Source organism: Pseudofrankia coriaricola (assembly GCF_001854805.1).
Classification (GTDB): domain Bacteria; phylum Actinomycetota; class Actinomycetes; order Frankiales; family Frankiaceae; genus Pseudofrankia.
Window position 1 is genome coordinate 226211 of record NZ_MBLO01000125.1, and the last position, 18271, is coordinate 244481.

An 18271-nucleotide genomic window follows, 5' to 3' on the forward strand; every position below is an offset into this window, starting at 1 on the left:
CACGGACCTCGCCTGGCTTCCCGCCCGCGCGGCCGTGGCCGGGTTAGGTCATGGTCATGGGCACCGGGGGCTGGCTGGCGCGCTGGTCGTAAAGCCCTCTGGCGGCGATGATCTCTGGAGCGTGAACCACCGCCCACTCGCCGACGGCGTCGGTCAGCTTGCCGACATCGATGCCGAGCTCGGTCAGCGCGTACTCGACGCGGGGCGGGACCGTCGGGTAGACGGTGCGCGATACGAGCCCGTCACGCTCGAGGGTCTTCAGTGTCTGGGTGAGCATCTTCTGCGTGATGTCGCCGAGCAGCCGGCGCAGCTCGTTGAAGCGCATCGGCCCGTCAGCGCGCCGCAGGGCGGACAACACGTAGAGCGCCCACTTGTTGGCCAGTACCTCGAGCACGGTCGCCAAGCAGGCGTTCCTGCGCGAGCTGGGCGCCGACGAACTGGTCGACTACACCAGCGTCGACTTCGCCGCGGTGCTGCGCGAGATCGACGTGGTGATCGACCCGATGGCCGAGGAATACGGTCCGCGTTCGCTGGACGTCCTGGCAGCCGGCGGCGTGCTCATCGACGTACGCGGTACGGGACCGGACCGCGCCCAGGTCCGCGCACTCGCCGCCCACCGAGGCCTGCGCTTCGCGCAGTTCGGGGTCAAACGCTCCGGCGACGACCTTCGGCACCTCACCGAGCTGGTTGCCCGCGGCGCCCTCCGGGTGGACGTGGGCCAGACCCTGCCGCTCGCCGGGGCCGCCAAGGCACACGAACTCATCGAGACCGGCCGCACTCAGGGCAAGATCGTGCTGCTCCCGTAGCGCCGGACGCCCATCCAGACCCGGGAGGAGGTCACATGACCCCTGCCAGCCGCGGATAACAGAGGGTGGCCGCGAGTAGGCGGACGCTTGCTGTCGCGGCGCTAGGCCTTGCGGGCGACCGCGGCGTAGATGATGTTGCCGCCGGCCTCCGCCTCCAGGCTGGGCGGGGCGGTCGTGTCGGGACGCCAGAGATGCGTTGGCGTCGGGCCGGGCTCGACGATGTCGAGGCCGTCGAAGAAACGGACGAACGCGTCGCGACCGCGCGCCACGCAGGTAAGGCCCTGCGCGTGGTACACGCCGACCGCGGTGTTCACCGAGGCGGGGTTGTAGTCGGCGGTGAGGCTGCTGAGCATCAGGTAGCTGCCGGCGGGCAGCGCGGCCACCAGCTCGCGGACGACCTCGTAGGCGCCGTCCTCGTCGGAGACGAAGTGCAGGATCGCGACGAGGGAGAGGGCGACCGGGCGGGTCAGGTCGAGCGTGTCGAGCAGCTCCGGCGCGGTGAGGATGCGCCCCGGTTCGCGGACGTCCGCATCGACGTAGGCGGTGCGCCCCTGCATGTTGCTGGTCAAGAGGGCACGGGCGTGCGCAAGCACGATCGGGTCGTAGAATGTCGGGTAGTGTGCACGGTGACGGAGATCGGCACCGACACCTAGGATGGGACAGTGGGCGAGCTAGGCGCGGGATTTGTCCGGGTGTCCACGGGCAGCCAGGATGAGACGTCGCAGGTCAAGATCCTTACGGAGGAGTCCGCGCAGCGCGGTATCACGATCGTCAAGTGGTTCCGGCTGCACGGGTACTCGGCCAGTCACGGGGCGCAGGAACCGGCGCTGCGTGAGGTGATCGCCGATATGGCGCGTGGTGACTATTCGGCTCTTCTGGTTACCGAGTCGTCCCGGCTTGACCGTCGTGACGATCTGGATGCGCAGGCGGAGATTCTGCTGGGTATTCGGTCGGCGGGTGGTGACGTCATCTCGGTTGCTGAGCCTCAGTTCGGTAAGACGGATTTTGCCGGCCGTATTGTCACTCTGGTCGCGCAGCACGCGAACTCGGAGAAGTCCCAGACGGTACGGCGGACGACGTATCGCGGAATTTCCATGATTATCGCGAACGGTGGGCATCACGGCCCACTGCCCGCGTTCTGGGTGACTCGTGGTGATCGTTACGCGAAGCAGGCGTACTGTGCCAACCCGGACGCGGTCAGGGATATTTACGAGCGTGTCGCTGACCGTGAGTCCCTACAGTCGATCGCTCGCGCTTATGATCTGTACCCGGCGTCGGTGAAGAACCTTGTGCGGTTTCCCGCGAACCACACGGGGGTGGTGGAATGCCGGTATACGCATGAGGGCGAGACCGAGGTATGGGGGCATCAGGTTGCCCCGGTGGTCGATTCGCCGTTGTGGTGGCGTGCGAACAACGTGATTGCCGCGAACATGACGGACGCGCGGGGGAACAAGGGTGGCCGTCCGGTGGCGCAGCCCGCTAACTGGTTGAGCGGTGTTCTCGGGTGCCCGTCGTGCGGTGCGAAGCTGCACGTTCACGGCGGCCGGACTCCGGCGGGAAACCCACGCGCTCCGAAGCTTCGGTGTGGTGGCCACGCGAAGCAGCGTAAGGCGTGCGGTGTTTTCACCGGCTGTGACGCCCGGCCCGTGATCGACGTCATCGATGCGATGCTGTCCGGCGACGCGACACCGGTTCTGGCGTTCCAGCGCGTTGCGGGGAACTCTCACGAACTGGACGAGATGCGGGCGGAACTCGCCAGGATTCAAAGCCGTCTTTCCGTGACGGACGACGACGACGAGCTAGACAAGTTGGTCGCCACGCGCAAGGCCCTGCGGGTGGCGATCGATGGATTCGTGGTTGTCCCTGACGTGTACGACTACGCGGAAACCGGGCAGACGGTCGGCCAGATGTGGGCGGCTGGTGACATTGAGGTGAAGCGGGGAATGGTCCGCGCTATCAGACAGTCGTGGGGGTTGGCGCTGTCCGAGCATGGCGGGCAGTGGGGAATCACGGTGGGTACGGGATTCACGGGCGCCAGTGGCGTGGCCGATGTCGTGGATCTGGGTAACGGGCTGTGCTTCCGCCGAGAAGGGGCGCACGCGACGCTACAAGGCCCGGCCTAGCTACCTGCGTCGCCCGGTGGTTCGTCGGGAGCGGAAACGATAAGAACGGTCCGTCCGGCTTCGAGATGCCGGAGCACGTCCGGGAGCCTGACGTCACGGGCCGACAGAACCACCACGGTCGCGTCGCGCGGGCGGGCGTCAGCGTCGCCGGGAGGCTCGCCGGTTGGTCGCGGGCCGTCCTGCGGGACGCTGGGGGCGTCGTCTGCGGGCTGTGGCGCGGTCACGGTGGCTTCCTCTCAGCGCCGTGCGGGGATGGGGGTGGTGTCCCGGCTGGGAGGTAACGGGTAACGGCGTGCTGGCTGCCCAGAGCCGCGTTTTCGGCCGTTTCGGGCTGCGGGGACGGGTCGCGGTTACCTGTTACGGGTGGTGTTGGTGCTGCTCAGGTGGGGTGTGGGGGTAACCGGGGGTGCAAACTCGTGGGTTACACCCCCGGCTGGCGGTTACCCCCCGCCGCCGCCGATCCGGCGCTGTTGGGCGTCGCGGATCGCGGCGATGCGGGCGCCCTTTTGGACCTGTCCATCGCGGCGGACCGCGACGCTCGGCACGCCGAGCGCGCGTAGCTGGGCGCTGATCACTTCGGCGGTGACGTCGCGGTAGTGCTCCGGATAGGCGGTCGCGAGCCGGGCGGCAAGATCGCTCCAGTGCAGCCCCGGCGCGCCGTCCGCGAACACGGATACCGCATCGGTGAGAACGTCGCGCTCGTCGCGGCGGATCGTTTCTCCGGCAGCCTGCCCGGTGAGCGTTCCGGCGTGGTGGCGCAACGTCCGGCCTAGGGCGGTGAGGTGTTCCGCGTCTTGTGCGTCCGCGAGGAACGTCCGCACGGTCGGGCTTTCCTCACTCGCCCCGCGCAGGATTCCCACGCCCTTGTGGTCGGCGGTCAAGGTCGACGAGTCGAGCCCTTCACTGAAAGCGCCCGCGCCGAGCACAAGGTCCGAGACCTGCCACGATCCCGTGCGCAGTGAGAAACGCACGATGTGGTTGTCGCGGTAGTCCGTGAACTTCTTCGCTACGTCGCCGCTCCCGATCCCGGAGGGCCGTTGCGTGGCGCTTCCGATGATGACACCGGCCGCCGGGGCAACCCGGATCAGATAGACGAGAAGCGTCGCGATTTCGGCATCCGCCGCTGGCGTTCCGGTCGCGAAGAACTCCTGGAACTCGTCCAACAGAACCATACGAACGGGCATGCGGTAACGCGGGTCGCGGGCAATGTCGCGGGTGAGCTTTCCTTCGGGGACAAGTTCGGCGGGCAGGTCCGACAGGGTCAGATATCGGGCCTGGACGTCGTCACGGATCTCCCGCAACGTGTCGATGAGAATTTCGATCGGATCGCCGTCACGGCTCGGCGCCAGACCGAACACCGCCCGATCCGCGATGGCGCGGAAGGGACGCCAGTCGGGCTTACCGGCCCCGTCCGCAACGGTGAGCTTCACGTAGGGGTCTAGTGCGGCGAACAGTCCCAGCGCGCGGAGCGAGAACGTCTTTCCCTGCCGTGGCTGGGCACCCACGAGGATCGATTGCCACAGAAGATCGATCGTGACGAGCCGGCCGCGTTCGTCGAGCCCGAACGGGGCGGGGGTCCAGATGTCGGTGGGTTGGCCGCGCAGGATCGGGGTGCGTCCGGCGGGAATGGCGAGCGGGTCACGGTCGGCCACCCACAGAACGTGTCGGCGGTGCGAGCTTGGATCGCGAGTGAGAAAGACCTGACTGACGGCCACGTCGAGCCCGGACGCGATCGCGCCGTGGGCCTTGACCGCGTCGGTGAAGCCCTTCCCATAGGGAAGGTCCACGGTGACGCGGGAACCGTCGCCGTCGCGGGCCATGGGTGAGCCGAACGTGATGCGCTGGTCGTCCTTGTCCGCGCCGAGCTTCGCCGCGTAGTAGGCGCGGAGCACGATATCGGCGGACAGCTTGCGGAACCGTGGCGCCACGATCGCCGCGCCGATCAGTGGCCGTCCCGCCGGACGGCCGGCATAGGCCAGCGCCGCGACGAGCGGTAGCCATAGGGGCAGCCATCCGGGCCGCGTCGGCGGACCGACCACCGACCCGAACACGGCCAGCACCGTCAACGCGCCGCCGGCGGCAGCTAGGACGATCACGGTACGGCTACGACGGGTGGCGCGAACCTCGCGGTCCAGACGTAGCCACACGGCCGCGTCGCGGCTCTCAGCGGCAGCCTGACGGGCCGGAGCGGACTCGGCGTGTGCCCACCACCGGGTGAGCCGCACGGCGAGCCTGACGGCGCCGATGACGGCCGATTGGACGATCACCACGAGGTACCAGGGGACGCGGACGGCGTGATAGGCGCTGGCGTGCGCCCACCGGCCGCCGACGTGCCGAGCGATCGCGGCGCGCTGGCCCCGGCGCAGGCTCGGCGGGATGACCGGGCGCCGGGTGACGTCGACCGCGCCGGGCGGGGCGGGATCGACCGGCACCGGCGCACCATCCGGGGCCGGATCATCGAGTGCCCATTCAAAGCTACGGTCACGCCCACGGATGGTGTCGAGTTCGGCGAGTACGGCGGGGATGTCGGGAACCCAGCCCGTCCGTTCGACGGGCACGGGGAGATGGTCTTCGGGCATGGCGAGAACTCCGCAAAGAAGGGGGGCGGCGCGCCCCGCCGGGACGGCGGGGCGCGCTCGCCTGCGAAACGGGTGGTGTTAGCTCCAGTGGATCGGGAGCGACCGGAAGAAATCCCGGATAGCCGTGCCCACCTCGGTGAGGGTGGGGACGAAACCCGAGCCGGCCCAGAACCAGCCGAGCAGAATGCACACGAGCGGCACGAGGCTACGAGCGCGTAGCCGGGGCGCGAGCAGAGACACGATGAGCAGAAGCCCGAGAAGAATGACGATCGTGGTTTGCATTGCGGATTAGACCTCGCCCTCGTCGTCGAAGGTGTCGGGCAACTCCGGTGGGATTTCAACCCCCGCCGCGGTGGCCCATTCACGGGAGGCGGTGCGCCATTCCTGCTTGGTCTTCACGCGGTATTCCCGGATAAGGAGATAGGCCGCGTCGACAATGTCGACGACGTCCTGGTCGTATGCCGGGGTAGCCATGAACGCCTTGTGCAGAACCTCGGTGGCGGTGTACGTCGCCATGTGGTCGTCGTACGCCTTCTCGGACCGCAACGCCAGATCTTCCAAGGTCAGCGGCCCGAGCGCGGCGACCGGCGTCTCACCGTCGGTGGATGACATGAATGTCCCTTTCTCAGCGTGAAGGAGGTGGGAATTGTGGTTAGGTGACAGTCAGTGCGAGAATCTGCGGTGTGAACCGCGCGGCCGATGCGAGCAGCCACACCACGGCGAGCCACACGACCGTGCCGGCCCGGCGCGGCTTTACCCGGTGCCGCGACAAGCCCAGGATCAATGCGGTTTCCAGCAGCCACCACGTGACGTCCGGGAACAGCAGAACCCAGCCCGGATGAGACGTGGACGTGGAGCCCGCGAAGAACGGGTCGAGCCCGATAGCGAAGCTCACCGATCCCGCCCCCGGCGCACCACGAAAACCACGCCGTACACCAGCCCGGCGACGACCAGAAACGGGCCGATGGCCGTTAGGGCGTGGCTGGCCAGATACGACAGGAACAGCAGGAACAGATACAGCGCGGAAACCACCGCGGACCAGCGGAAAATCCGGCCCAGCAGCGACGGACGGTAGACGTACCGAGGCATAGCAAACTCCCGACATGCGAAGAGGAAAGAAACGGGTTGGCGCTGGCCCCGGGGGCTTCCCGGTCGGCGTCGCCACGACCACTTTCCCCAACACGCCAGAGAAAGTCACGGGAAATAGCACGGTGAATTCACGGCGTCATCTCGGCGTGAATAGGACGCAAAAGCGGTGCGCGTTCGGTGCTATCTCGGCGCGGACTCGGCGCGGACTCGGTGCCGACGCCGGACACCACGGACTCGGTGCCTACTCGGTGCGGACTCGGTGCGGACTCGGTGGCCCGACGTCGCTGGGCAGCGAGCGCATGCAAACGGAGGCAAACTGCATCCACAGACGCAAAACAGACTTCACACGGAGCAAGCGATGAGCGACGATGCAGATCGGCCGCACACGCGGCCAGCACCACACCCACTAGCCCAGGAGACACAGCAACCAGCCATGATCCCAATCTTGTCCGTCAGTCCCCGGGTCGTTGACGAACTCGTGAGCCTGATCAGGCTCGGGGAGGCCAGCCCGACGCAACTGGCACGCCGAGCCCCGGCACTCGTCGTCAGCCTCGCCGGACGACGCGCCCCCACGGCCGCCCGCGACGCGCATACCAAGCTCGTCGACGCGGTCGACTCCCTGACCGCCGATGCCCAGTACGCGGCCCGGACGCTTCTCGCACTCGAAGGGAAGCCCCGGACCACCCTCACGAGCCGACGAGCCCTGATCGCGAAGCGCTACGGCATCAGCGTCGACCGCTTCGTTCGCGCCTACGAGCCGGACGTGATCATCGAACTCGCACTCGCGCTCGCCGAGCGCACCGACCCAGACGCCACACTCCCAGCCACCTACGCACCCACCCGCCGACCGCCGTCCCTACGGACCTTCCGGCGGGTCGCACCCTCGGACATACATGAGGCCCTCCGCATCATGGCCAACAAGACCATGCGCGCGGAGGGCCTCACCTATGCCCGACCGCGACGCGGCCACCGGACACACCGACGCACACCACAACAGCCCTAACCAGCGCTAGCAGGATGCTCGCATCTGCAAGCACTGCCGCGACACCCCCGCCCCGCCGCTACCTCCCCGAGGTGCTTGCGGAACCGCTTGCTACCGCTCGCTGGAGCAAGCAGTGCGACACCCCCGCCCCGCCGCTACCTCCCCGAGGTGCTTCGGCCGTGGTCGTCTCCCACGCTCCAGGCTGGCGACTTTGGGCGTATGGATCGGCGACGACGACCCGCCGACCCTGGTGTGACCCGCGTCAGCGCCGGATGTCGAGCACTCGACCAGCAGTCTCGCTGTCGGCGGGAACGTAGTGGTCGGCAGTCTTGATGTTGCTCAGGTAGTAGGCGGTGATCGAGCGGGCTACCGCGTCGCTGGTGGGCTCAGTGCCGAGCATGATCGACCATCGGCCGATGCTGGCAGTCACGTGGACCGTGAACTCCACGGTGACCTTCTCGTCCTGCTCGTCCTGACTCATGCCGTGGGAACCTCAGCGGTGATGGGGTGATGGTCAGCGGGTGGCGATGTTGGCCTGACCGAAGATGTCCGCGAACGGTGATCTTCGCCTTTTGGTCTGACCCGACGGGAGGGCTCTGCGTTGCGCTTCGTAGTGCGCCGTGATCATCAGGTGCGCCGCATTGCGGTCGTCATCGGGTAAGCGGTCCCGCTCGTCCGCGATTGAACTTAAGCGGTGGATATTCATCGTCCGTTCCTCTGGTCATCGCTCAGCCGCTGGCCACGAAACCGCGCTCTAGGGGAGGCAGACTCCAGAACCATTCCCAGTGACCGGGCTCGCCAGGCTTGGGCGGGCTCGGCACCGACTCGCCTGTCGCGCGAGCGGCTTCCCGCGCCTTGAGCGCGCGTCGTTTGTCGTGGTCGGTAACCGGGGGCATGGGGATGTCGGACTTTGCCGGGGGGTCGCTGATGTGCCACCGGAGGATGGCGGGCAGCTCAGGCGCGGTTCTGACCATGAGCGGTCCCGATCTTCGCCGTCAGCGCGCTTTCGTCGATGTCGGTCGTTGGGCGCGCGTGCCACGGGTGCAGCGCGCGGAGCCGTTCGGCGACTCTCGCAACGATTGCCGGATCGGTGGTGAACTCAACAGGCCAGAGAGGTTCGGGCACGGGCTGTGCCTCCCGTGTGGGTAGCGGCGTGGCGTCGCTGAAGGCGTCAGGCTCGGGAAGGATCGAACCGGGGAACCGTGCCCACACGACCACCCCGCCAGACTCGGCGTGGTAGGCGTCCCACCGGGTGGCGAGCGCTTCGACGATCGACAGCCCACGGCCACTCTCGCTGTCCTCGCTCGGGTGCATCGCGTGTAGTTCGGTGGCGTCCGGTCGGCTCCAGACTTCCACGATGACCATGCCGTTGATCGCTGAGAGTCGTACGGCGATGAACTCGTCATCCGGCCGGCTGACCTTGACGGCATTGGTTACCAGCTCCGAAACGATCAGCTCGGCTATCGAGATGGCATCCGGATCGACGGACCACCCTCTGAGTCTCTGAACGGTCCGGGCGCGCACGACCGGGACGGCGGCCGGCGTGGGGGGCAGTCGGGTAACGGCGGGAGCGCGGTCCACGCGGACGCCGGTCACACCGGACCCTGAAAGACGAAGCCGGGGGAGGCGCTGGAGTCGGGCTGCCGCTCTGCGGCAGCTACCTCGCCAGGGGGTACGACGGTCCGGGGCGGTGGCGCTGTCTCTTCGGTCGTCAGGTCGTCCAGCGTGCCGCACAGACTGTCGGCCAACCACTCGCGCAGCACCTCGCGAGCCTCGCGGGTGTCCTCGTCGACGAGGACCGGTCCGTCCCCGCGCGTGCGGACCACGTCCGCCGATGGCGGGTCAGAGACGGGGCTCCTCCCGTCTTCCCAGACGCGCACCCGCGTGACGCGGTCCAGGACGGCCAGGACCCCACGGGCGATTTCGACCGGGGGCAGCTCGCCCCGATAGGCGATCGGCGTCTCAATCCCCGCCCCGGTGTCGTGATCAAATCTCAGGATCATCGTCTCGCTCCAGCCGGTTCCGGCACATGGCGAGCACCACGGACCAGCGCCTAAAAGGGAACCACGCCGCAGACGTGGGTTAGGGGCGACGCTGGTCCGTGGGCCTGCACCGACCGTGGCAGCCTGCGCTCATACGGTGAACCGACGTGATGCCCCACTTTTGCGCTCCACTCGGTGACGGGTGGGACACGCTGCCCTACTTGCTCTGCTACCGTCCGTATAGGAGGTGACAGAGTGCCCGAGTTGACACTAGGCGATCGGATCGGCCAGATTCGGCGACGTCGCAGCATGACTCAGGAGGAATTGGCGGAGCGCGCTGGAATTAGCGCGGACGTGATCCGGAAGCTAGAACAGAATCGCCGGACCACCGCGGCCATCAAGACGCTACACGCTATTGCTCGCGCGCTGGAAGTAGAAACCTCCGAGCTGCTTAAGCAAGGCGTAGATTTGGACAACGAAGATAACGGCGATGCCGCTAGACTGTTGGAGCTGCGCCGCATCCTCACTCCATCACTCGCCGAGGCGCAGAGCGCCGAGGAACCGCCAACTAACGACAAGCTCCGCGCGGATGTCCTGTCCGCCACTCGCGCATACCAAGATTCGCAGTACCGGAATGCTCTCGGGCACATAGCGGTTTTGCTGAGTGGAGTCGAGGCGGCAGCGTCCGTGCGTGCGGACGATTATGAGACGCGGCGGATCGTTACCTACGCCTACATAACCGCCGCGCGTACGCTCATTCAACTCCGGCGGGAAGACCTCGGGTACGAAGCTGTACGGCGCTCGCTTACGCTCGCCGAGAAAGCCGGCGACGAGGTTCTATACGCCACATGTGGCGATGCGATGAATTGGATTCTCATACGGCAAGCGCGATTTTCCGAGGCAGAGAAAACTGCCACCAAACTAGCGTCCGTGATAGAGCCAAAAATCAGCTCTAAGGACGGTGTCAGATTCGGCACGTGGGGAAGGCTCCAAATGCAGGCGTCAACGGCGGCAGCGCGGAACAATCGGCCGACACAAGCGGCCGAATACCTCACGCTGGCGCGGACTGCCGCCGCGCGCGTTGATGGTGGCCAAATGAGCCTAGAGCCGTACCAGCAGATGTTTAGTCAAGATATTGTCTCGGCGATTGAGGTTGAATCCGCGCTGGTTGCGGGTGAGCCGGACCGCGCGCTACACCTAGCGGACTCACTCCAGATACAGCCGTGGGAATGGGGTTCGACGTGGGAACGCCACCTACTGACTGTCGCTGAGGCGCAGGTAGCAAACAAGAACTACGCGGACGCGAATCAAACCATTATGGAAGTTCGCGGACGATCATCAGAATGGCTGGTAAACCAGCGGCTAGCGCGCCGGTTGGTGCGTGATCTTCTGGACTCGCGCGGTGTTCGGTGGGCGCGCAACTCTGGCCTTGCTGATCTTGCTTCGGAAATGAAGATCGCAGTTTAGCAACGGCATGACGCGGTGGCCGTTCCGGTCATCACGCGGTCTCGGCGGCCGGCACGGTCGCGCGCCGTAGAAGCAGGCTGGCCCCGCGAAGGCCCCTAGTACCCCTGTTGCCCGTCCGTGTAGCGCTCGACGAACGCGGCCGGACGGGCAAACACCGACAGACCGACGAGAGAGATAAGGTCTCGCCTTGCCGAACGTCCGCCCGAAACTGGATCTCAGGTCGGGGTCCTACGACGATGTGTTGCAACGTGTCGAGCGGTCACTAGACGTCCAGCTCAACCGGACCACGATGATTCTGAAGAGGCGGTCAATTGGCCTCGCCAGTGACAGGGGCACATGGGTCCGTGTCGAGGTTCGACCGCCAGAGAAGACGGCGGAGCAAGGATGGAACGGAACCGAGACGTCGGCGGCACTTCATGGCGTGGCCCGTCCCGAATGGCGGCAAAGCGTCTCCTGGAACGATCCCGATCAAGACCTGATGTGGAGAGCTGACGAGACCGATCTCGTCGCCGATCACCCAGTCAAGCCCGGTGGCATCCTCACCGCCGATCCCGGGCTTTCTGAGAAATGGTGGGCGACATTGAGATCGTCGCTTACCGCTCTTTCCGGGCACTCGACAACCCGACTCGCTACTCCTCATACCGAGAAAATTACGCAAGCCCGGATAGATCTAGCCATTACTGGAGCCTTCGGTGACCAACTCGACACAAAGGTCGAACAGTGGTCGGCCGCGCATGCTGATCTAAATTGGGCGAACCTCACCACACCAACATGCATGCTGCTCGACTGGGAAGACTGGGGAATGGCGCCACACGGCTTGGACCCGGCAAATCTGTGGGTCAACAGCCTAGCGGTTCCAGATCTTGCAAGCCGCGTCTATCAAGAATGCGAGCAGGAACTCGAAAGTAAGACCGGTAAGATCATGGCTCTTTTCCTATGCGCGGACATCGTGAGCGCTCCCCCCTCGTATTCGGGGCCGCTTCACGAACCGGCACTCCGAGCCGTCGACAGGCTGGTGAAAGAACTTCGGCTGTAGGAAAATCGCTTGTCCAGACCAGACACCGCCTCATTGCCCGATCTATAAATCTGGTCGATGTCAGACGCTAGAAAAGATCCAAGAATGAGCAGGATTCCTCGCAGGAAGCGGGGAGGGCAGCGAGCTGGGTGCGGACGATGCCAACGCGGGGATTTACATCGCGGACGGGCAGATGGTCCGTCTGCATCCCTTACGTGGTGACGCTCATGTCCTGCGACCCAGCTCGCTGGTAGACCACCCTCACGTTAGAGCAGACGAAAAGGCCCGATGTGGAGTGGGTGATGCCCCGCCTTACCCGTCCCTGTTCTCGCCGCTGTCGCCAACCGCCCCATCGGATGTCTGGAAGTTGTCGCGATCCTGGACTGAGGCCAACTTCTCCACGACGATTACCAGGTCATCCGGCGACGTGCTTACTTCTGGCGTCACTGTTCTGATCTCCTTCCGCGCGGCATCGAGCCGCCATGACTCCCACGATAGGACAGCCAGAAGACGAGGGTGCATCGCGTCGCGTCCGGGATTCTGGCTGATTGCGGGCAGCGACAGACAGATTACCGGACAGTCCTGGGTGTCGCGACCCCTTTCAGAAAATTTCGATGTTCCCACGCAATGCGGTTGGCGCGCTGCGATCGTCGGTTGAGCCGGGCCGCACGTTAGCGGTGAGTTCCGCGATTCTTCATCTGTAGGGGGTAAGGAAAGGCTGCTTGCAGTTGTGAGCGCGCTGCAAGCGCAGGTCAATGCTCTCCAAGTGCGGGTGCGTCCCCCTAGTGATCCTTCCGTCTGACGCGGGCGCCACGGGGCACAGCGGACGGACACGACGAAGACCCATGGTCACACCCCCGCGACGCACTGACGGTGCTGCACCCAGACGTGGCGGCGCGGCTGGTCGCAGCCCGCAGCGCCATACCGAGCGCGGTCTACGTCGAACAACCGTAAAGCGCTTGCAGATGCGAGCACCCTGCAAGCGCAGGCCAGTGCGCCGAGTAGGCGCACGGGGCCTCAGGCTCCTGAAGACGGTGGCGGCCGGTAACCCTGGTCAGGGTTACCGGCCGCTGGATGGTGCCGTCTAGTGCGTCTGGTCAGTCGTGGCAGATACAGCGACCGTGGCGCGCCGCGTACAGCACCTGCCCCAAGGCGACCACAGCGGCGGGGTGCGCGCGGGTGACCAAGTCAAGGATGCGGGTACCTGTGGCCGCGTCTGGGGCCGCCGTGATGAGTTCGTACATGGCCATCTGATGGGATGTCAGGCCACGGTCCGGTATGCCGTCCGTGCTCGGCACCCAGCCGGCCGGCTTCCATGAGGGCGCTTCCGCGCCCGCTGGGTTCTCCCGGAAGACGAGCACCACGTCCGCGACCGACGGCGATCCGGCGCGGTAGTCCAGATACACCGCCGGGGGCATCGCGTTCACCAGCGTCATGACGTCGTGGGCCGTGGCACCCGACCGGACTGTCAACTCGTACATGCCGCCGCCGGGTGTCGCTAGCTCGGCGGGGTTCCACCGGCGCTCAGGCCACGTGGGTAGGTCATCGGGCGGGATACTGGGCATGGGTCACCCTCCTGTCTTGGACACAGGCGTGTGATCAAGGTCGTTGGTGGGTGTTCCAGCACCCGCCAGCGACCGCTAACGGCCCAATGATACATCTGTGCGATGCATCATTCGGCGTTCCGTAAGATCACGCCGTGACCGACGAAGACCCCTTGCTCGGGTACTCCGAAATGGCCAAGATCGCTGGCATCCTCCCGAGCACGCTGCGCGGTTACCGCTCCCAGGGACGCATGCCGCCCCCCGACGATGACTCAGTACCCGATCGGCCCCGCTGGCGCCTGTCGACCTTCCAGGCATGGATGCGCGACCGACCCGGACGCGGACGAAGCCTCAACCCCCGCCCGCCGAGCGACAGCAGCTAGACCGGACCGGGCGGGGCTGCCGTCACGTCGACGAGATCACTAGCCATGCTTGCAGTTGCGCGCACCCTGCAAGCGCAGGTCACGCGTATTCGGCGAGCGTCGAGTCAGGCCATCGCGAACTTGAGACCGTGTGTACAACCAGACTTGCAACGGTCAGTAATTCGTTGCGCACGTAGGGTTGTGCGGCGGTCGGGGCGGGCGGGTGTGGGCTAGGGGCGGTCCGCGTCGGACGGGCGGGCGGGCGGCGTGTGGGTGTTTGGGTGGGATGATCGGGGTGTGGTTGACGGGGGTTCTGGTGATGGGGTGCGGACGTGGGATTTCTTCGTCTCGTACACATCTGCTGATGAGCGGTGGGCGGAGTGGGTGGCCTGGCAGTTGGAGGACGCCGGCTATCGGGTGTTGATCCAGGCGTGGGACTTCGTGCCAGGCTCTGACTGGATGTTCGGTATGGAGCAGGGTGTCAGGCACGCCCGGAAGATGATCGCCTTGCTGTCGGTGGCCTATCTGACGTCGGTCTTCGGTGGGCAAGAGTGGCGGACGGTCCGGGCCGCTGATCCCGAGGGCTTCGCTCGCAAGCTGCTACCGATCCGGATAGAGGACTGCGACCGGCCGGATTTGCTGCGGACCGTGGTCGGGTTTGACCTGTTTGATCTGGAGCCGGAAGCGACCCGCGCTCACCTACTCAAGAAGGTGAGTCACAGCCTGTCGGGCCGGGCGAAACCGGCCACCGCCCCGGAGTTCCCCATACCGGCCCGGTCGGCGCCCCCGGTCGGTGAACCAGCCTTCCCACCCGCACACGAGCCACCACCACCGCCTGTCCCGTTCGGCACGCGAGTGGCCACCCTCACCGGCGACACCGGCCCGGTGCAGTGGGCGGTATTCTCCCCGGACAGCACCCGACTCGCCACCGTCTCCACCGGTGGGCCGGTGCGGCTATGGGACGTGGCCACCGGCCGCGAACGCGCCACCCTCACCGGCCACACAGGCCCGGTGTGGTGGGCGGTGTTCTCCCCGGACAGCACCCAGCTCGCCACCGTCTCCGCCGATGGGGCGGTGCGGCTATGGGACGTGGCCACCGGCCGCGAACGCGCCACCCTCACCCGCCGTACTGACACGGTGCAGTGGGCGGTGTTCTCCCTGGACAGCACCCAGCTCGCCACCATCTCCATCGATGGGGCGGTGCGGCTATGGGACGTGGCCACCGGCCGTGAACACGCCGCCACCTTCACCCGCCACATAGGCCCGGTGTGGCGGGCGGTGTTCTCCCCGGACAGCACCCAGCTCGCCACCATCTCCGACGGTGGAACGGTGCGGCTATGGGACGTGGCCACCGGCCGCGAACGCGCCACCCTCACCGGCCCGGTGCCGTGGGCGGTGTTCTCCCCGGACAGCACCCAACTCGCCACTCTCTCCGCTGACGGGCCGGTGCGGCTATGGGACGTGGCCACCGGCCGCGAACACGCCACCCTCACCGGCCACACCCGCCTGGTGTGGTGGGCGGTGTTCTCCCCGGACAGCACCCAGCTCGCCACCGCCTCCGCCGATGGGACGGTGCGGCTATGGGACGTGGCCACCGGCCGCGAACACGCCATCCTCATCGGCCTCACCCGACTCACCGGCCCGGTGCGGTGGGCGGTGTTCTCCCTGGACAGCACCCAGCTCGCCACCATCTCCATCGATGGGGCGGTGCGGCTATGGGACGTGGCCACCGGCCGCGAACACGCCACCTTCACCGGCCATACAGGCCCGGTGCGGTGGGCGGTGTTCTCCCCGGACAGCACCCAGCTCGCCACTATCTCCACCGACGGCACGGTGCGGCTATGGGCGATCATCTGATCACGGTGGTCATCTATGGTCGGACGTGCACTGCTCCGCTCCGAGTCGGTTCGCGCCAGCCTCGTGGTGTGTGTGTACAACCCGACTTGCAACGGTCGTTGTCCGCGTAGACAACCCGGGACTCGGGCGCGACGCCCTGCACGACCTCATGCAGGTTCGGGCTCGTGGGGATCCCGGTGCCGATGTCCAGAAACTGGCGGATGCCGACCTCGGCAGCCAGGAACCTGGCCGCGCGGACCAGGAACAGCCGGTTCTGCACGGCCGCCTGCGGAACCTCGGGCAGGGCCGCCTTGACCTGCTCCGCGGCCGTGCGATCTGCCGGGAAGTTGTCCTTCCCGCCGAGGTAGTAGTCGTACATCCGCGCCGAGTGCGCCCGGTCCGTCCTCAGGTCCGCCGGGGCGGCCGGGCGAGTCTCCGTCGGCCCCGCCGAGCTGGCAGTGCCCGCCGTCCGCGCGCTCGCATCCCCCACCGCGAGTGACCCCCTACTGCCGGAAATGTCCCTGTGCCGGCATCATAGTGCCGGCCTATCAGGCGCAGGTCGGTCTCGCGCGCTCCCTCCAGGGGCCAGCCGCGTCAGATCGCCAAGTGGAGGTGAGCCGGTCGTGAGCGCTATCAAGACGCCGTTGGCGCCGCCGGCCCCGTTGGCCCCGCTGTCGGCCGGTTCGGTTTCGTTACGCCTCTACCCGCACGCGGTGGAGCCGCCGATGAGCGCCCGGCAGACAGTGGTCGAGCTGCGGGCACAGGCCGCGCTGGCCACCGACGCCGGCTTCGACGGCGTCATGACCAGCGAGCACCACGGCGGATTCGCCGGCTACATCCCCAACCCATTGCAGATGGCGAGCTGGGCGCTGGAAGCCATGGCCGCGGGCTGGGCGGCCGCCTGCCCGTTGTTGCTCCCGCTGCGCCAGACGGCGCTGGTCATCGAGGAGACGGCGTGGCTGGCGGCCCGGTTTCCGGGCCGCGTGGGCCTGGGCGTCGCCGCCGGATCGCTCCAGGACGACTTCGACATCCTTGGGACCACCAAGGACGGGCTGACGCGGCGGTTCGCCGCCGGGCTCGCGGAGGTGGCGGGTGCCCTGTCCGGTCGCGACCCTGGACCGCTGGCGAACGACCCGGCCGTCGCGGCCTGCGCCGACGCCCCGATCCCGCTCGTCAGCGCGGCCATGAGCCCGGCGGCCGTGCGCAGGGCCGCCGCCGCCGGCGCCGGCCTGCTCTTCGACTCGATGTCCACCGTCGCGCGCTGCCGCCAGCTCGCCGACGCCTACCGGGAGGCGGGCGGCGAGCGGGCCTGCGTCATCGTCCGCAGGATCTGGCTCGGCCCGCCGCCGACCAGCCGCCAGGCCAGGCAGGTACAGGTCTACCGCGGCTACGCGGCGTCGGCGGCGGTCTCCCACTGGGCGGACGACGCCCTCATCGCCGACGACGACCCGACCGCGTTGGCCGAGCGGCTCGCGGCCGACGTGATCACCGCTGGCTGCGACGCCGTCAACGTCCGCCTGCACGTTCCCGGCATCACCCCGGCCGAGGCACGCCACCAGCTCGCCCAGCTCGGCGGGCTCGCCCCCGAGGTGCGCCGCCTGCTGGACGGGCACAGGCATCGGACACAGGCGACCTAGGAACGTAGGACGGTCAGGCGGGACCGGCCGAGACAGACGGCCGGGCTGAGGGCCGGGCCAGCACGCCGGCCGAGGGACCGGGCGGAGCCGGCGCCGCTTGGCTCTCGCGGGCGATCCGCCAGCAAGAAAGGGCAAGCCAGCCAACGGCAAACCCGACAAGCACGTGCAGCATGCTGGTCACCGGGGTGTCCGGCAGCCGCGCGGCGAGCGCGAACGGCGGAAACCCCAGCAGGTAGAGCCAGACCGGCGTACGCGGGTAGGCGCCCGAACGCAGCAGGGCGATCCCGAACAACACCACGCCGACGACGAAGACCGCGGCGCTGGCCAATAGCGCGGCGCGGCTCGCCGTGGCGAGGTCGGTGTCCTCGCCCAGCGGGTAGACAACGACGTTCAGGGCATAGGCGGCCCCGCCGAACAGCCCGAACCCGACCAGGTTGACCGCGAACGCGGCATCAGCGAAGGCGCCACCGCCACCGCCACCGCCACCGCTCCCACCCCCAGCCCCAGCCGGGGAGATGGACGGGTTGGCTGCACCCGGCCGGCGCGACTGGTCCGCCGGTCGCCGGTCGCCGGCGGCCAGGAGGCCGAGGCGCAGCGCCGGCAGCAGTGGAACCGCCAGTGCCGGCGAGACGCCGAGCACCAGGCTGGTAGCCAGAGTCTCGCCGGTGAACGCCTCGATCATGCCGGGCACCGCGACAAAGAGGCCGGCCACCAGGCCACTGACCGCTCCGAAACGCAGAAGAAAGAACATGCCCGGACCGTAGGAAGAGGCGATGCGCGCCGGAAGTGCCCACCAGCCGCATGCCCTTCGGCACCCGGTGCGCGACCATGCCCGCGGGCACGTGCCTT

20 protein-coding genes and 1 pseudogene are annotated in these 18271 nt (G+C 67.3%); 7 read left to right on the forward strand and 14 right to left on the reverse strand.

The features are described 5' to 3' along the window. Positions 1 to 43: 43 nt before the first annotated feature. A complete protein-coding gene (locus BCD48_RS18900; protein ID WP_241841852.1) occupies positions 44 to 394 on the reverse strand; it encodes a winged helix-turn-helix transcriptional regulator in 351 nt (116 codons plus the stop codon). Between BCD48_RS18900 and BCD48_RS18905 the strand changes: the two genes are divergently transcribed. Then, a complete protein-coding gene (locus BCD48_RS18905) occupies positions 375 to 806 on the forward strand; it encodes a zinc-binding dehydrogenase (RefSeq protein ID WP_071049730.1) in 432 nt (143 codons plus the stop codon). The genes BCD48_RS18900 and BCD48_RS18905 overlap by 20 nt on opposite strands. A gap of 101 nt (positions 807 to 907) precedes the next feature. Here BCD48_RS18905 and BCD48_RS18910 read toward each other — a convergent pair whose 3' ends face one another. Next, positions 908 to 1399 carry an SAM-dependent methyltransferase gene (locus BCD48_RS18910; RefSeq protein ID WP_241841844.1) on the reverse strand — a complete coding sequence of 164 codons (492 nt, stop codon included), beginning with the start codon at positions 1397 to 1399 and terminating at the stop codon, positions 908 to 910. A 69-nt stretch (positions 1400 to 1468) separates the two neighbouring features. Between BCD48_RS18910 and BCD48_RS18915 the strand changes: the two genes are divergently transcribed. Then, the gene (locus BCD48_RS18915; protein ID WP_071049731.1) at positions 1469 to 2929 is read left to right on the forward strand and encodes a recombinase family protein; all 1461 of its coding nucleotides are present in this window, start codon (positions 1469 to 1471) and stop codon (positions 2927 to 2929) included. A 440-nt stretch (positions 2930 to 3369) separates the two neighbouring features. On the opposite strand, the gene BCD48_RS18925 is transcribed toward BCD48_RS18915, so the two are convergent. The 5 genes from BCD48_RS18925 to BCD48_RS18945 form a co-directional block, all read right to left on the reverse strand. After that, positions 3370 to 5508, reverse strand: a complete 2139-nt coding sequence (locus BCD48_RS18925) for a cell division protein FtsK (RefSeq protein WP_071049733.1) — start codon at positions 5506 to 5508, stop codon at positions 3370 to 3372. A 78-nt stretch (positions 5509 to 5586) separates the two neighbouring features. Further along, positions 5587 to 5790 carry a hypothetical protein gene (locus BCD48_RS18930; protein WP_071049734.1) on the reverse strand — a complete coding sequence of 68 codons (204 nt, stop codon included), beginning with the start codon at positions 5788 to 5790 and terminating at the stop codon, positions 5587 to 5589. Between the two features lie 6 nt (positions 5791 to 5796). Beyond that, complete coding sequence (locus BCD48_RS18935; RefSeq protein WP_071049735.1) at positions 5797 to 6120, reverse strand: hypothetical protein; 324 nt, start codon at positions 6118 to 6120, stop codon at positions 5797 to 5799. Between the two features lie 40 nt (positions 6121 to 6160). Then, complete coding sequence (locus tag BCD48_RS18940; RefSeq protein ID WP_071049736.1) at positions 6161 to 6403, reverse strand: hypothetical protein; 243 nt, start codon at positions 6401 to 6403, stop codon at positions 6161 to 6163. Continuing rightward, on the reverse strand, positions 6400 to 6597 hold the full coding sequence (locus tag BCD48_RS18945) for a hypothetical protein (RefSeq protein WP_071049737.1): 198 nt from the start codon (positions 6595 to 6597) through the stop codon (positions 6400 to 6402). Before BCD48_RS18945 ends, BCD48_RS18940 begins: the two co-directional genes overlap by 4 nt. Positions 6598 to 7075: 478 nt before the next feature. On the opposite strand from BCD48_RS18945, the gene BCD48_RS18950 reads away from it, so the two are divergent. Further along, the gene (locus BCD48_RS18950; RefSeq protein ID WP_131804042.1) at positions 7076 to 7600 is read left to right on the forward strand and encodes a hypothetical protein; all 525 of its coding nucleotides are present in this window, start codon (positions 7076 to 7078) and stop codon (positions 7598 to 7600) included. A gap of 241 nt (positions 7601 to 7841) precedes the next feature. On the opposite strand, the gene BCD48_RS18955 is transcribed toward BCD48_RS18950, so the two are convergent. From BCD48_RS18955 to BCD48_RS51370, 4 genes are all read right to left on the reverse strand, one after another. Next, on the reverse strand, positions 7842 to 8060 hold the full coding sequence (locus BCD48_RS18955) for a hypothetical protein (RefSeq protein ID WP_071049739.1): 219 nt from the start codon (positions 8058 to 8060) through the stop codon (positions 7842 to 7844). A 33-nt stretch (positions 8061 to 8093) separates the two neighbouring features. Next, positions 8094 to 8285: a hypothetical protein gene (locus BCD48_RS50735; protein ID WP_131804043.1), complete on the reverse strand. Its 192-nt coding sequence runs from the start codon at positions 8283 to 8285 to the stop codon at positions 8094 to 8096. 248 nt (positions 8286 to 8533) lie between these two features. After that, complete coding sequence (locus BCD48_RS18960; RefSeq protein WP_071049740.1) at positions 8534 to 9175, reverse strand: ATP-binding protein; 642 nt, start codon at positions 9173 to 9175, stop codon at positions 8534 to 8536. Beyond that, positions 9172 to 9582 carry a hypothetical protein gene (locus tag BCD48_RS51370; protein ID WP_071049741.1) on the reverse strand — a complete coding sequence of 137 codons (411 nt, stop codon included), beginning with the start codon at positions 9580 to 9582 and terminating at the stop codon, positions 9172 to 9174. Before BCD48_RS51370 ends, BCD48_RS18960 begins: the two co-directional genes overlap by 4 nt. A 234-nt stretch (positions 9583 to 9816) precedes the next feature. Between BCD48_RS51370 and BCD48_RS46680 the strand changes: the two genes are divergently transcribed. Together BCD48_RS46680 and BCD48_RS46685 are read left to right on the forward strand one after the other, a co-directional pair. Further along, entirely contained in the window at positions 9817 to 11028 is a 1212-nt protein-coding gene (locus tag BCD48_RS46680) for a helix-turn-helix domain-containing protein (protein ID WP_131804044.1), read from the forward strand. A 187-nt stretch (positions 11029 to 11215) separates the two neighbouring features. Beyond that, a complete protein-coding gene (locus BCD48_RS46685; protein WP_083418860.1) occupies positions 11216 to 12064 on the forward strand; it encodes a hypothetical protein in 849 nt (282 codons plus the stop codon). Between the two features lie 1076 nt (positions 12065 to 13140). Here BCD48_RS46685 and BCD48_RS18970 read toward each other — a convergent pair. Continuing rightward, a complete protein-coding gene (locus BCD48_RS18970) occupies positions 13141 to 13608 on the reverse strand; it encodes a hypothetical protein (RefSeq protein ID WP_131804045.1) in 468 nt (155 codons plus the stop codon). Between the two features lie 665 nt (positions 13609 to 14273). Between BCD48_RS18970 and BCD48_RS18975 the strand changes: the two genes are divergently transcribed. Continuing rightward, positions 14274 to 15806 carry a toll/interleukin-1 receptor domain-containing protein gene (locus BCD48_RS18975; protein ID WP_241841845.1) on the forward strand — a complete coding sequence of 511 codons (1533 nt, stop codon included), beginning with the start codon at positions 14274 to 14276 and terminating at the stop codon, positions 15804 to 15806. A 94-nt stretch (positions 15807 to 15900) separates the two neighbouring features. Here the strand turns inward: BCD48_RS18975 and BCD48_RS49305 are convergent. Then, a pseudogene (locus tag BCD48_RS49305) lies at positions 15901 to 16194 on the reverse strand (SAM-dependent methyltransferase); the annotation flags it as partial. 214 nt (positions 16195 to 16408) lie between these two features. On the opposite strand from BCD48_RS49305, the gene BCD48_RS18985 reads away from it, so the two are divergent. Continuing rightward, a complete protein-coding gene (locus BCD48_RS18985; protein WP_071049744.1) occupies positions 16409 to 17422 on the forward strand; it encodes an LLM class flavin-dependent oxidoreductase in 1014 nt (337 codons plus the stop codon). Between the two features lie 13 nt (positions 17423 to 17435). On the opposite strand, the gene BCD48_RS18990 is transcribed toward BCD48_RS18985, so the two are convergent. Next, positions 17436 to 18173 carry a hypothetical protein gene (locus BCD48_RS18990; protein WP_071049745.1) on the reverse strand — a complete coding sequence of 246 codons (738 nt, stop codon included), beginning with the start codon at positions 18171 to 18173 and terminating at the stop codon, positions 17436 to 17438. Positions 18174 to 18271: the final 98 nt, after the last annotated feature.